The following is a 14,199-nucleotide window of genomic DNA, read 5'->3' on the forward strand; positions in this document are numbered from 1 at the left end:
AAAGAAAGAGAAATAAGAGCTAGCGAATGCTAAGCTCTTTTTTATATTTTGGGATTATTTTTCATTCGGAAAAATAAAATGATGACATACATCATTAAAGAAAAAATCGTGATGAGAGGCCCGATATCAATAATGTTATGGTAAAGGTCCCGGGCTCCGTCGCCAAAAACCGGCAGCGCGTCCGCAGGCTGTTCCTTGTTGTTAAAACGGACATAAACAGGGTTCCATAATATCACGGTGAACAGACCTGCAAATACACCTTGCATGATCCGGGCGAAGAAAAACGGCTTAAAGCGGATATCGGTTTGGGCCAAAATGCTTGCCACTTGGGCTTGAACACTAAAACCGTTGAATCCCAAAATCAGGCTGGTCATGACGGCCTGCTGCAGCAGGGAGGCATCGTTAACACGGCTGATCAAATCACTTCCCAAGGTAATTTCAAAAAGCCCTGAAATGAACGGAATACTTAACATTTCTGGGAATGTAAATACCGATAACAAGATCTCGATTGATTTTGCCAATGCTTCGGTAATATGTAGAAGATATAAAAGTTTATTGACTACAGAGAATAAAATGATAAACCCGCCGACCATCAATAAAGTTTGGATGGATGAACTGACCGCATCGCCCAATAGTTTGCCTATTGGCCGGTTGTCTTTTAATCTTGTTTGGTGCAGGGCAGACAATGCTTCCCTGATCTTTAAATTTTTCCCTTGTTCATCTGCTTTGTCTGGTGCTTCCTTTCCATAAAACCGCATACTAATCCCGACACAGATATTACCCAAGTAGTGGGCGGCAGCCAAAAGAAGTCCGAGATGGGCATTATGAAAAAAACCTACTGCTACTGCTCCGAAAATAAACAACGGATTTGAGGAGTTAGTGAAGGCAACGAGCCTTTCTGCTTCAATTTGCGTCAAGTGGCCTTCTTGCCTCATTCTGGCAGTGAATTTTGCCCCGGCAGGATATCCGGAGGCCCAGCCCATTGCCCAGACAAATCCCCCTACTCCAGGTACTTTAAATAAAGGCCTCATCAACGGTTCGAGAAGAACACCAATGAATTTGACCACACCAAATCCGATTAACATTTCCGAGACAATGAAAAACGGCAACAGGGAAGGAAAGACGATTTTCCACCACATATTAAGGCCGCGAATCGAGGCTTCAAAGGATTCCTCCGGGTAAGAAATGAGGGAAAGTGCTAATATGATCCCGGTAATAGCTAAAAGAAGAGTTTTGAGCTTTGAGCGAAACATGAAAAGGGCTCCCTCCTTTCTATGGGTAGGATTGGGAATTGAATCATTTCAATGGTAAAATAGAAATTATTCGTTCATTCAACCTTGTCCCTACAAAAATAAATATACTCATAGAATATTGATTTAGACCATAAGATTGAACAACGTTTCTTATGGGAGGTACTTGTAATGGAGCACCCTAAAATTGGCTTGGCACTAGGAGCTGGCGGTGCACGAGGGTTCGCGCATCTGGGTGTTATCAAGGTGTTAAAGGATACAGGAATCCCAATTGATTTAATCGCCGGAAGCAGTATGGGTGCGCTTGTCGCCAGCTTCTACGGGGCGGGTATTGATCTAGACCGATTATATAAATTCTCCTTGGCATTCAGAAGAAAATATTTTTTGGATTTTACCGTTCCTAAAATGGGATTTATAGCTGGAAAGAAAGTAAAAGACTTCGTGAGAATGTTTACTCATGGGAAAAACATTGAGGAATTGGATATTCCAATCGGAATTGTCGCCACTGACCTGTTGACAGGAGAAAAGGTCGTTTTTAAACAGGGCCCGATAGCGGAAGCGGTTAGAGGAAGTATTTCAATTCCAGGCATATTTGTTCCTGAAAAATATAATGGAAGACTTCTGATTGACGGCGGGGTTAGCGACCGGGTTCCAGTCTCTGTTGCCAAGGAGATGGGGGCGGATATCGTCATTGCCGTTGATGTGTCAAGAGTGAAACGGAATGCTGAAATTACCTCAATTTACGATGTGATCATGCAAAGCATTGATATTATGCAAACAGAAGTCCTTAGTTACAGAAAAATGGCTGCCGATATTATTATTCGGCCACCTGTTGAACAATACAGTTCGCGCTCCTTCACAAACATTGACGAAATAATCGCAATCGGAGAGGAAGAAGCAAAAAATCATTTAAAGCAAATTGAATCTGAAATTAAGATGTGGAAAGGTTGACTTCACAATGCGCAAAAAACTACTAATCAGCTTCGCAGTGCTGCTTGCTTTTCTGCTTATAGGGGGGATGTATTATAACTTGCCGTACTACGTGTCGAAACCTGGAATGGCTAAGGAGCTCGCACCCATTATTAAGGTGGAAAATGGCTATCGGGAAAACGGGAATTTTATGCTGACAACTATAAGAATGGGCAAAGCCAACATTTATTCTTATTTGGAGGCAAAACTGAGAAAGTATGATGAAATCTACCCTCAGCATATGATATTGAGTACAAAGGAAACAGAAGAAGAATACAATGTGAGGCAGCTTCATTTAATGGCGGCATCAAAGCTGAATGCCATCGAAGTGGCTTATCGAAAAGCAGGGTTGCCGGTGAGCTATAATTATAAAGGAATCTATGTGATGCAGGTAATGGACAGCATGCCTGCCGCCGGTAAATTAAAGCCTGGTGACCGTGTTTTTAAAGTAGATGGTCAAACATTCCCTTCTTCCAAGGAATTTATTGATTATGTCGGCAGTAAGCAAACCGGTGAAAAAGTTAGCTTAACCTATTCAAGAAATGGTGAAGAGAATACAATTACCCTCGCTCTACAACCTTTTAAGGATGATCCTCAAAGGGTGGGAATCGGAATTTCCCTCGTCGATGATAAAGAAATCGTCGTTGACCCGGAAGTGACCATCAAGACGGACGATATTGGCGGTCCCTCAGCAGGCCTGATGTTTTCTTTGGAAATTTATAATCAATTAACAAAAGAGGATTTCACAAGAGGCTACCAAATTGCAGGAACAGGAACAATAGACCCTGATGGAACAGTAGGGCCAATTGGCGGGATTGAGCAGAAAATTGTTGCCGCTGATCAGGCGGGTGCCGATATTTTTCTTGCACCTAATGAAAAGGGGGCAAAGAATTCAAATTACCGGGCTGCAGTTAAAACAGGGCGCAATATAAATACTAAAATGAAAATCATCCCGATTGACTCCTTTGATGAAGCTGTGAGCTATCTCGAAAAATTGCCCATGAAAAAAGACAGGTGATAAGTCATCATCTGTCTTTTTCTGCTATATAAATGGGGGGATGACTGTACTCCTGCTGGAGCATATTTTTTGTTTGAGCAAAAGGAATGGCCATGTTATAAATTCGGGCCGCTTTTACATCAAGCAGGATGTCTTCTTGCTTGTACGCGGATAATTTTGAAACGAGCGGCAGCGCTAAAAGTTTTTTTTGCCTATTTAAGTACTCTTTTCCGGCAGTAGACATGCCTAGCAGACGCAGATACGACGCTTTGTCAGAGAACCTTGCCATTTCCGTTTTGGTGGCGTTGGTAAGAATATGAACACACATTCTTTGCAGTCTAGTCCATGTATATCGTTTTGTCTTAAGCTTTTCCATGAACTCAAGAAAGCTTGAAGCTTCCAATGCGGCCGCGATTAACCTGTTTTCCAGCCCTTCTTCCACCTCGTAAATCTCCCTTAATTCTTCGGCAGTGCTTTGGAGAAGGCGGTATTGCAAAAAACGCCAGTAATTTTCCCAGCGATGAAACAGGCCATAATGGTGAAAATATTCATTCAAAAGCTGCTTGGTCTGTGCGGGGACATATTGGCCAACATCAACATCGTGATTCTCACTCGAGAAAATGGCTTTTCTAATGCTTGTCGCACTGGCAATCGTTTCGGATGCAAAGTGCTCATCGTGATAATTTGCATTTTTCCTGGTAATCGTTAAAGGTGTAATCGAACTATTCTGATCCAGTATGGCCTTTATGTAGTGAAAACCCAGAATGTTATTCGGCTTTGCCAAATCGAGAAACTGCCCTGAACTTGGCAATTGGTGAAAGGCCAGGGAAGCTGCCTTTGGATAACTGACACCGGTGTCAATAAGCCTCTTAATGTTATCGTTATATGTTTTCTGTTGTGTTTGAAGAAAGTGTATCGTTTTGAAGAAACTGTCGATTTCCCCGCTTTCACTGCCAAAGCACAAAAAATCGCAGCCTGCCGCTGTTAACATAGAGACTGCACCGTTAGCAAAATTTTGTGCGTGCTGGACAGCGAAGCCATATGGCAGTTCAAAGACAAGATCGGCTCCATTCATTAAGGCCATCCTTGTTCTATACCATTTTGATACAAGGGCTGGTTCCCCCCGCTGCAAAAAATTTCCGCTCATTGCCGCAATGACAATATCGGCTTTCGATGCCTCTTTTGAAGCACGTAAATGAAAGGCATGTCCATTATGAAATGGATTGTATTCGACAATAACTCCAACAGCTTTCATTTCTCTCTCCTTTTAGACAATGATTATTACCATTATAGCAAAATTATGAAGAATCCAACCTGATTATATGGTATGATAGTAAGGATGTTTTGAAATGACTATTATGGATACACTAGTATGGTAATACTTTTATTTCATTCATTAAAAATTCACCCTGTAGGGTGTAAAGAAAAAATATTGACAAAAATATTATCGAAGGCTATAATTACCTTTGTTGCCTTGGGGTGATTCATTTGAAATGGACATTAACTCAATTACAAAAATATCGAAACAAGGATTTTAACATCAACGAAACCGTTCGGTTTGATGAAATCAAACAGGATGATCCGACCATCCGTGAGGTATCGCCAATGCAGATTAGCGGTCGCGGAGATATTGGTTCAACCAGGATTACCTTTCACTTAAATATCGAAGGTTATTTGATTCTCCCTTGTTCTCGGACATTAGTAGATGTGAAGTATCCAATTAATGTCGAAACAACTGAAACATTCCTTTTGCAAGATTCGATTTACCAAGCTGAGGAGGAAGCGCATCAGGTAAAAGGCGATGTCATTGATTTAAGCCCAATTATTCGCGAGATTCTTTTACTTGAAGTTCCAATGCAGGTTTTTTGCGACGATTTCGATGCTGAAGATGCAGCACCGCAATCAGGCAAGGATTGGGAAGTTGTACAGGAAGAGGCAGTGTCCGATAAAGTTGATCCAAGACTTGCGGGGCTTGCCAAGTTTTTTGACAAAGACAATTCATCTTCCGAATCATAATCGGAAATTACAAGAAACCAAAGTAAAGAACTGTCTGACTTTTGGCGCGGACTTGCGCGTCTTTGCTTTTCTTATAAGGAGGTGGGAAGAATGGCTGTACCTTTTAGAAGAACTTCTAAAACTGCAAAAAGAAAGCGTCGTACTCATTTTAAGTTAAACGTTCCTGGTATGGTAGAATGCCCAAACTGTGGTGAAATGAAATTGGCTCACCGCGTATGTAAAGCTTGCGGAACATACAAAGGAAAAGACGTAGTTAACGACTAATGACTACTTAGATAAAGCACAAGGAGCGAAAAGCCCTTGTGCTTTTGTCATTTCATCCATACATAAATCAATTAATTAAGGGGGATACAGGATGTCATTTTCGCTTGAGTTCCGGGATAAAGGATATATGCTTTTTACAATCAAAAGAAATGAAAAGCGCAATGCCATTAATTATGAAGTAATGGAAGGCTTGACGGAGGCAATTGAAAAATCCCGGCAATTCGGGGTAAAGGCGCTGGTAATAACCGGCGAGGGTGACCGTGCGTTTTGCTCAGGCGGGGACCTGTCGGTTTTTCACCTTCTTCATACAAAGGAAGATGCATACCCGATGCTGTCCAAAATGGCTGGCATTCTTTATTCGCTGGTAACCCTTCCACTACCGACTATTGCTTTGCTGAATGGTACAGTCATCGGCGGCGGGTGTGAACTTGCGGCAGCATGTGATTTCCGGTTGGCGAAAAAAGGAATTAAAGCAGGTTTTGTTCAAGGGAGACAGGCGATTACCACAGGGTGGGGCGGCGGTACAATATTAGCAGAGAAATTGGACCCGGCTTTTGCGTTGAAGCTATTAATGGATTCCGAACAGCATCCTGCTGAGATTTTACAACAAGGGGGATTCATTGACGCTATCTACACCGGAGATCCTCTGGCAGAATGTGAAGCCTTCATGGATAAAATGCTCATGAAGGAGGCTGGGGTTTTACATGCCTATAAAAGCATCTGGACAAGGAAATGGCATGATTCCAACCTCCGTGAAAGAATGGAAGAAGAAGTGAGAAGTTGCGCTTTATTGTGGGAAAGTGAAGCCCATCATGAACACGTTAATAAATTCCTTAAGAAAACGGGCAATAAACAGTAAAAGACCGCTCTTGTCCAAGTCTATCTTTTCTAGTAGATGCATATGTATTATAAAAACACTACTAGGAGGGAATAAAATGTCACCAACCCGGCAAGATGCCTGGACCCAAGATGAGGATTTGTTGCTTGCGGAAGTGATTTTACGGCACATTCGTGAAGGCGGAACCCAGCTGCAGGCCTTTGAAGAAGTAGGAAAACAATTATCAAGGACACCTGCTGCCTGCGGTTTTCGCTGGAACTCGTATGTAAGGAAGCAGTATAAATCAGGAATTGAACTTGCCAAGAAGCAGAGAAAAGAATTAAAGAAGCAGCCAGTGTCCCTTGAAGAAGCCAAGCAACCGGAAATAGACAACGTGGCAACCCAACCAAGCCAGCACAATCCGGAGCAGGAAACCACGCTTACGTTTCCTGAGGTGATGACGTATTTGGAAGATATATATCAAAGGGCAGAGCAACATAAGAGCATCGAGGCGGACAGGAATGGTTCGCTTGAAAGAATTAAAGAACTAGAAAAACAAACATACTACTTGGCCGCAGAAAATGAAAGACTTGCAACGAGTCTAAAATCAGTTGAGGAGGACTATCGCTCCTTATTGGAAATCATGGAAAAGGCTCGTAAAATGGTTGTCCTAAAGGAAGAGGACCGCCAGCAAAAGGTGAAATTCCAGATGGATAAGAACGGCAATCTTGAAAGAGTGGAAAAATAGAAAAAAGCGGACATCATCCTGTCCGCTTTTTCATTTTTGTCTAGCTTTGCTGTGCCTCGACGCCTTCGGGATACCAGACTAGCGGGTTTTCGCCCCGGTCACGTTCCATATCATAATCCACACTTGTAAAGCCCATTCTTTCCCAGAAATCACGGGATTGGACTCTCGGGTTCGTCTTTATTGGCAAGCCAAAGCTTTTGGCAAACTCAACGAGCTGTTTTCCATAGCCGCGCCCTTGATAATCAGGTAGAACCTCTAGCTTCCATATCTCCACATAATTCTGCGGCGGATAAAAATAGCGGTCGAATTTGGCGTCAATTTGATAAAGGCTCATTCTCGCAACAAGCTTATCTCCGAAATATATCCCATAGAAAGGAGAATCAATGTCATTATCGACCATGTTGGCTTCAAGATCTTCCACCATCGAAAGTTCCTGAAGTCCATATTCTTTAAACTTTTTAAATTCTTCAAGAGTCTTAAAGTTAATTTTTAATTTCTCCACTTTTGTCCCCATTTGTCTGCCTCCTGAAATCGTAAATTATTATCGTCTAAATCTTTCTTTTCAAGAATAACATGGAATGAATAATTTTTAGATTATTCAAATGAATTACTTTCATTATATATCATAATAACAAAAATTTCTCCTAAGAAACATCGGAAGCGTTTTCAAAATTTGCAGGAAATTACCGGAACGATGTAGAAAGATAATAATTGGATGAAACAAAGGGGGTAAAAAAGTGCAAAGAATTTTAATTGCCAATCGGGGAGAAATCGCATTAAGGATTATTGGAACCTGCCATGATATGGGGATTGAAACCATTGCGGTCTATTCCGAAGCCGACCGTGATATGCCATTTGTAAAGGCTGCCACCAAGGCGGTATGTATAGGGGAACCGCCCGTAAATAAATCCTATTTGCAGGTTGAAAAAATAATTGCCGCAGCCAAAGAGGAAAATGTAGATGCTGTTCATCCTGGTTACGGCTTCGTGTCGGAAAATTCCGATTTTGCCAGACGAATAATCGAGGCAGGAATCCTTTTTATTGGTCCAGATCCTGAAACAATCGAATTAATGGGAGATAAAATTGTTTCGCGCCAAACGATGGAAAAGGCTGGTGTTCCGGTTGTTCCGGGAAGCGGTCACGGCTTGAAAACGATAGAAGAGGCATGCGCACTTGCAGGGACAATTGGGTATCCCGTGATGTTGAAGGCAAGCGGCGGTGGCGGCGGTATCGGTATGGTGCTTTGTGAAGATGAGCAAGCGCTCGTTAAGTCCTATGCCTCGACAAAATCCCGGGCAAAAACGTATTTCGGTTCAGATGAAGTGTTTATTGAAAAATATATAGCTTCTGCCAGGCATGTGGAGGTTCAGGTGTTCGGGGATTCTTGTGGCAATATCGTCCACTTGTTTGAACGGGATTGTTCCATTCAGCGCCGGCATCAAAAGGTGGTTGAGGAATCTCCTTCACCGTTTCTATCTGATTCTGTTCGGCAAAAAATGTTTCAAACGGCAATCAAGGCGGCTAAAGCCGTAAAATATAAAAATGCCGGTACAATTGAATTTATCGTGGACGAGAACGAGAATTTTTACTTCCTAGAAATGAACACGAGGCTTCAGGTGGAGCATCCGGTTACTGAAGCGATCAGCGGTCTTGATTTGGTTAAGTGGCAAATTCTTGTTGCCCAAGGGGAGCCTTTGCCATTATTGCAGCCGGAAATTCATTCTTCAGGCCACGCAATTGAATTTCGCCTATATGCGGAGGATCCGGTCCGGTTCTTACCTTCACCGGGGAAAATCACCGCACTGAAATGGGGAGAAGAAGCAGGGGTAAGGATTGATTCCGGCTATGAGGAAGGCGGAACTGTCACACCATTTTATGACCCCATGATTGCCAAATGCATTGTTCATGGGGCTACCCGCGAAGAATCGCTGGCCAAGGCCGAAGCCTTCTTTAAGAATACCCATATTGAAGGAATTAAAACGAACGCACCGTTGTTTTTAACGATTCTAGCAAATGTCGACTTTAAAAATGGAAATTATACAACCAGCTTTCTAACTAAAAAATTAGTAAATTAAGGAGTGTTTATGATGAAAGAGATCACAGCATCGATGGCAGGCACTGTATTAAACGTTTTCGTAGCGGAAGGAGACCAAATTCACTCAGGGCAGGAAGTATTAATGCTCGAATCGATGAAAATGGAAATTCCAATCGAAAGTGGCATCGAGGGAGTTGTAAAGGAAGTAAAAGCAAACATAGGGGATTTCGTCAATGAGGGCGATGTCCTGATTGTGCTGGTTTAAGGGGGACCAACATGGCTACAACAAATACTTTGAATGATCAATTAAATGAATATAGGAGACAAATTGAGGCGGGCGGGCACCCAAAATACCACGAAAAGGCGAAAGAGCAAAAAAAGCTTTTTGTCCGGGACCGTCTATCGTTACTGTTTGATGATGGAAAATATGAGGAAGACGGCAAGTTTGCCAATTTTTCAGCCGGGGATTTACCAGCAGATGGCGTCGTTACAGCGATTGGAAAAATCAACGGCCAAACCGTTTGTGTCATGGCCAATGATTCTACCATTAAGGCAGGTTCTTGGGGCGCCAGGACAGTGGAAAAAATCATCCGCATTCAAGAAACGGCTGAAAAACTGAAGGTACCGTTATTTTATCTTGTTGATTCGGCGGGGGCTAGAATCACAGACCAATTGGAGATGTTCCCGAACCGCCGGGGGGCAGGTAGGATATTTTATAATCAGGTGAAGCTTTCCGGTATGATTCCCCAGGTCTGCATTTTATTCGGCCCTTCGGCAGCGGGTGGCGCCTATATACCTGCCTTTTGCGATATCGTCATCATGGTCGATAAGAATGCCTCCATGTATTTGGGTTCGCCGCGGATGGCCGAAAAAGTAATCGGGGAAAAGGTGAGCTTGGAGGAAATGGGCGGAGCACGGATGCATTGCACGGTCAGCGGCTGCGGCGATGTTTTGGCCTTTAGCGAGGAAGAGGCGATTGCATCGGCCAAAAAATATATCAGTTATTTCCCGGCAAGCTTTAAACAGCAGCCAAAGCTAATAGACGGGATTCCGGCAAAAGAGGGCCGTGACCTCGAGACGATTATCCCGGAAAACCAAAATGCGCCATTCGATATGTATGAGTGCATTGACAGATTGGCAGACGATGCCAGTTTTTATGAAATAAAAAAATTATTTGCTCCTGAGTTGATTACCGGTTTAGCCAGAATCGATGGAAGAGCAGTTGGCATTATCGCCAATCAGCCGAAGGTAAAAGGCGGGGTATTGTTTGTCGATTCAGCTGATAAGGCGGCAAAATTCATCCAGCTTTGCGATGCATTCCATATCCCGTTATTATTCATTGCTGATGTTCCGGGTTTTATGATTGGCACGAAAGTGGAACGGGCGGGAATTATTCGCCATGGGGCAAAATTAATTGCGGCGATGAGTTCGGCAACAGTGCCGAAAATCTCAGTTATTGTCCGCAAGGCATATGGCGCCGGGCTGTACGCAATGGCAGGCCCTGCGTTTGAACCGGATTGCTGCATTGCCCTGCCAACGGCACAAATTGCGGTTATGGGCCCTGAGGCAGCCGTTAATGCGGTTTACTCCAACAAGATTAATGAAATATCCGACCCAAAAGAGCGCATTAGGTTTGTCCAGGAAAAGCAGAAGGAATATAAGGAGAGTATCGACATCTATAAACTGGCTTCAGAAATGATAATCGATGAAATTGTCGCTCCGTCTGAATTGCGTCAAGTTTTAATTGAACGCTTCGCTTATTATGAAACAAAAGAATTGCCATTCAGCGTACGAAAGCATCCGGTATATCCTGTCTGAATTTTGGTGAAACCCTTGTCGTTTTTTAGCGATAAGGGATTTTTTTCGATTTACCTGCTTACGAGCAGTCCCATTTTTGATAAAATTACGGGTAAAGACGACAAAAAGAAGGGATCACGATGAAGGTCGGCATTATTGGGGCGGGATCGATCGGGTTGTTGTTTGCGGCTAGTTTGGCCAAGAGCTTTGAAGTGACGCTTTACACCAGAACAACGGAGCAGGCAAACAAAATAAATCAAAACGGAATATTGGTACTTAAAGATTCTAAACAAACGGGCACAGCCTTTGTTCATGCTGTCCCGTTTACAGAGTGGATTGGTGCTGAAGAGATAACCGTTATTACTGTAAAACAATATCAGTTGCCTGCGATTATTGATACGATTAACTATTTACCGCCAACCGAGAGTCTATTATTTTTACAAAATGGCATGGGGCATTTGAAGTTACTCGAATCCTTAAGGACAAAAAATGTATTTGTCGGAACAGTCGAACATGGCGCTTTAAGAGAAAATTTATATACAGTCAGGCATAATGGTGCGGGCAATACGAATGTTGCGGTGTTTCATGGGGATTCCGCCATATTGAATAAGTTCATTGCATCAACACCAAATGATTTTCCAGTACTGCTGCAGGATCATTATTACCCAATGCTCTTGAAAAAACTGATGGTCAATGCAGTCATCAATCCTTTAACCGCCATACTAGGCGTAAAAAATGGTTCCCTGGTTGATAACAGCTTTTATTTACAGGCAGTGACCATTCTGTTTGCAGAAATCGCCTCCATCCTCAACCTTGACCCAATGGAGGGGTATCTGGAGCAAGTGATTGAAGTTTGCCAGAAGACGGCTGAAAATCGTTCTTCGATGCTGAAAGACATGGAAGCCGGAAGATTGACGGAAGTGGATGCGATTTTGGGATATTTGCTCGATGAAGCAAAGGAACAGCAAAAGTTGGCTCCATTGCTTACCTGCCTATATTGCCTTATAAAGGGGAAGGAACTGGACGAGAGGGGAAAAGAGTCTTGAGCACGATCGTTTCAAACATACTGGCGTTTCTTTTTATCATGCCCTTTGCTGGTTTTCTTGCGGTGTTTATAATAGGCAAATTAGTGACGAAAAACACCCGGAGGTCCGTCCATTATGCCCTTGATTATTCTGCTGTATTTTTTATCTTTTCCGTGCATTTTTTATTAAAAACAATCTGGGGAAATTCGTTTTTTTGGTTAATAATACTAATATTGATTTTGACGGCAATGGTATTTGTCATTGTCCATTGGAAAGTAAAGCAGGACATTAATTTGAAAAAGGTAATGAAAGGATTTTGGAGGTTTAATTTTTTGCTATTTTCCCTTGTATATATTGGATTAACAATATATGGTTTGATTCACGGCGCTTTAACATTTACGTTATTGTAAAATTCTAAAGCAAAGTTTTTTTAGAAATGAACGATGAATGGTATACTTCAAGGGAATGAATCGGGTAACGAGAAAGGAAGTACATAAATGGAGATGGTAAATCTCTCTTTGCCGGCAACTAATCGATTCGCATCAAATTATTTGCGGCAGTCGGCAGAAGTCATGTCATTTTTTCATTATCATTTTAATGATTCCAATGAAGATAAAGCAAGGCTTGAAGAATTAAAAAATAGAAATTTCCCCCGCATGCAGGTTGCTGACCATATTGAGCGCTTTATGGAGCCTCTTCCCGCTTCTGAAGCGGTCAAGGCTTCACTGGCTAAACTGAGACAGCCGGATAGCGTTGTCGTCATTGGCGGGCAGCAGGCTGGTATCCTAACCGGACCGCTTTATTCCATCCATAAAGTCATTTCAATCATTAAATTGGCTAGGCAAAAGGAGAAACAACTCGGGGTCCCTGTAGTCCCTGTTTTTTGGATTGCCGGGGAAGATCATGATTTTCATGAAGTGAATCACGTATTTGTCCCTGTAGATGGGAAAGTCGACAAATGGGCCTATCCCAAGAGGGTTGTTCAAAAGAAAATGGTATCGGATATCCCGGTTGACACTGGGGTTTGCCTTGCCTGGGTCGAGAATCTGCTTGAGAATTTCGGGGAAACTGAGCATACTAACGAACTGTTGGAATTTGCCAGAAAGCAGATCAATAAGTCGACTACTTTTGTTGATTTCTTTGCCTATATTATTATGGAACTGTTTAAGGACCATGGATTATTATTGGTGGATTCAGGAGATCAGCGGTTTCGGCTCCTGCAGAAGGAATTTTTTGCAGCTCAAATTGTTAATCATGAGGCCATAACGTTTTCGCTTCATGAGCAACAAAAGGAAATTGAACATAATGGCTTCCCCATTACAATTGAGGGGTCCGAACAAGCAGCAAACTTGTTTTATTATGACCAAAAGCACAATGAGCGAATTCTGCTGGATTTTGACCAAAACACTGACCAGTTTGTGGGGAAAAGTGGCAGGATAGCCTTTTCAAAACCAGAATTGCTGGATATTGCTGCCGCTAATCCTGAAAAATTAAGCAATAATGTGGTGACAAGACCACTTATGCAAGAATGGCTTTTCCCAACACTTGCCTTTATTGCCGGTCCCGGAGAAATCGCTTATTGGGCCGAACTAAAGCTTGTGTTTGAACATTTTCACATCAAGATGCCGCCGATTGTTCCGCGGTTAAATATTACCTTCCTCGACAGGTCTGTTGAAACAGATTTAACTGAATTGGGGCTAAATCTTGCCGATGTCTTGCAAAGAGGCACTGAACAGGAAAAACAGCAATTTCTCGACAGTATTAGAGATAAAGAGTTTGAAGCATTATTTCATCAGGTAAAGGAGCTGCTCATGGCTCAATACCGGACCATTGAGGCAAAAACAGATGAGCTCGATAATGGGCTTGTTCCGCTAGTAAAGAAAAATGAGATGAAAATTTTAAAGGAAATAGACTTCATGCAAACGAAGTTCCAGGAATCCATTAGGCAAAAGCACGATGTCGTATTAAATAAGTATGCCCGTGTCGACCTTGCCCTCAGACCTGGGGGTTCCCCACAGGAACGTGTGTGGAATGTATTTTATTTTTTAAATCAATGTGGATTAAATTTCATCAATGACATCATGACTTTAAATTTTGAGTTTGATGGCCGTCATAGGGTAATCAAACTTTAGCAGAACTTCACTTATTCAGTGAAGTCAGATTGTCGAGAAAGGGTATATTTCTCGGCAATTTTTTGTTTATTAGAATCTGAAATACCGATTTTATTGAAAAAATTGTCCCTGCTAATGGGCCTGTTGATTTCCGCTCCAGGTGCTTCGCT

At 42.4% G+C, this 14,199-nt stretch carries 15 protein-coding genes; 12 read left to right on the forward strand and 3 right to left on the reverse strand.

Annotated elements, in window-relative coordinates:
- Positions 1 to 41: 41 nt before the first annotated feature.
- Positions 42 to 1,253, reverse strand: coding sequence for a sporulation integral membrane protein YlbJ (ylbJ, locus tag M3234_RS27225; protein WP_262307670.1), 1,212 nt, complete (start codon positions 1,251 to 1,253; stop codon positions 42 to 44).
- A gap of 168 nt (positions 1,254 to 1,421) precedes the next feature.
- Here ylbJ and M3234_RS27230 point away from each other — a divergent pair, with 168 nt between their 5' ends.
- Together M3234_RS27230 and M3234_RS27235 are read left to right on the forward strand one after the other, a co-directional pair.
- The gene (locus M3234_RS27230; protein ID WP_262307671.1) at positions 1,422 to 2,201 is read left to right on the forward strand and encodes a patatin-like phospholipase family protein; all 780 of its coding nucleotides are present in this window, start codon (positions 1,422 to 1,424) and stop codon (positions 2,199 to 2,201) included.
- A 7-nt stretch (positions 2,202 to 2,208) separates the two neighbouring features.
- Positions 2,209 to 3,237 (forward strand): SepM family pheromone-processing serine protease, encoded by a 1,029-nt coding sequence (locus M3234_RS27235; RefSeq protein WP_262307672.1) that lies wholly within the window; start codon positions 2,209 to 2,211, stop codon positions 3,235 to 3,237.
- 7 nt (positions 3,238 to 3,244) lie between these two features.
- Here M3234_RS27235 and M3234_RS27240 read toward each other — a convergent pair whose 3' ends face one another.
- Positions 3,245 to 4,471 (reverse strand): nucleotidyltransferase, encoded by a 1,227-nt coding sequence (locus M3234_RS27240; protein WP_262307673.1) that lies wholly within the window; start codon positions 4,469 to 4,471, stop codon positions 3,245 to 3,247.
- A 233-nt stretch (positions 4,472 to 4,704) separates the two neighbouring features.
- Between M3234_RS27240 and M3234_RS27245 the strand changes: the two genes are divergently transcribed.
- The 4 genes from M3234_RS27245 to M3234_RS27260 all read left to right on the forward strand — a co-directional run bounded on the left by M3234_RS27245 (position 4,705) and on the right by M3234_RS27260 (position 7,061).
- Positions 4,705 to 5,232, forward strand: coding sequence for a YceD family protein (locus tag M3234_RS27245; RefSeq protein ID WP_262307674.1), 528 nt, complete (start codon positions 4,705 to 4,707; stop codon positions 5,230 to 5,232).
- 90 nt (positions 5,233 to 5,322) lie between these two features.
- Complete coding sequence (gene rpmF, locus M3234_RS27250) at positions 5,323 to 5,496, forward strand: 50S ribosomal protein L32 (RefSeq protein ID WP_262307675.1); 174 nt, start codon at positions 5,323 to 5,325, stop codon at positions 5,494 to 5,496.
- Between the two features lie 91 nt (positions 5,497 to 5,587).
- Positions 5,588 to 6,355 carry an enoyl-CoA hydratase/isomerase family protein gene (locus M3234_RS27255; RefSeq protein ID WP_262307676.1) on the forward strand — a complete coding sequence of 256 codons (768 nt, stop codon included), beginning with the start codon at positions 5,588 to 5,590 and terminating at the stop codon, positions 6,353 to 6,355.
- 76 nt (positions 6,356 to 6,431) lie between these two features.
- Complete coding sequence (locus M3234_RS27260) at positions 6,432 to 7,061, forward strand: RsfA family transcriptional regulator (protein WP_262307677.1); 630 nt, start codon at positions 6,432 to 6,434, stop codon at positions 7,059 to 7,061.
- A gap of 40 nt (positions 7,062 to 7,101) precedes the next feature.
- Here the strand turns inward: M3234_RS27260 and M3234_RS27265 are convergent, their stop codons facing one another.
- Positions 7,102 to 7,575, reverse strand: coding sequence for an N-acetyltransferase (locus tag M3234_RS27265; protein WP_262307678.1), 474 nt, complete (start codon positions 7,573 to 7,575; stop codon positions 7,102 to 7,104).
- 223 nt (positions 7,576 to 7,798) lie between these two features.
- On the opposite strand from M3234_RS27265, the gene M3234_RS27270 reads away from it, so the two are divergent.
- From M3234_RS27270 to bshC, 6 genes are all read left to right on the forward strand, one after another.
- Entirely contained in the window at positions 7,799 to 9,136 is a 1,338-nt protein-coding gene (locus tag M3234_RS27270; protein WP_262307679.1) for an acetyl-CoA carboxylase biotin carboxylase subunit, read from the forward strand.
- A 12-nt stretch (positions 9,137 to 9,148) separates the two neighbouring features.
- A complete protein-coding gene (locus M3234_RS27275; RefSeq protein WP_262307686.1) occupies positions 9,149 to 9,361 on the forward strand; it encodes a biotin/lipoyl-containing protein in 213 nt (70 codons plus the stop codon).
- Between the two features lie 11 nt (positions 9,362 to 9,372).
- Positions 9,373 to 10,914 (forward strand): acyl-CoA carboxylase subunit beta, encoded by a 1,542-nt coding sequence (locus M3234_RS27280; protein ID WP_262307680.1) that lies wholly within the window; start codon positions 9,373 to 9,375, stop codon positions 10,912 to 10,914.
- 119 nt (positions 10,915 to 11,033) lie between these two features.
- Positions 11,034 to 11,939, forward strand: coding sequence for a 2-dehydropantoate 2-reductase (locus M3234_RS27285; RefSeq protein WP_262307681.1), 906 nt, complete (start codon positions 11,034 to 11,036; stop codon positions 11,937 to 11,939).
- Positions 11,936 to 12,328: a DUF3397 domain-containing protein gene (locus tag M3234_RS27290; RefSeq protein WP_285858819.1), complete on the forward strand. Its 393-nt coding sequence runs from the start codon at positions 11,936 to 11,938 to the stop codon at positions 12,326 to 12,328. The genes M3234_RS27285 and M3234_RS27290 overlap by 4 nt, the downstream gene beginning before the upstream one ends.
- Before the next feature lie 87 nt (positions 12,329 to 12,415).
- Complete coding sequence (gene bshC / locus M3234_RS27295) at positions 12,416 to 14,050, forward strand: bacillithiol biosynthesis cysteine-adding enzyme BshC (RefSeq protein WP_262307682.1); 1,635 nt, start codon at positions 12,416 to 12,418, stop codon at positions 14,048 to 14,050.
- Positions 14,051 to 14,199: the final 149 nt, after the last annotated feature.

The organism is Neobacillus niacini, assembly GCF_023715785.1.
Lineage (GTDB): Bacteria > Bacillota > Bacilli > Bacillales > Cytobacillaceae > Neobacillus > Neobacillus niacini_E.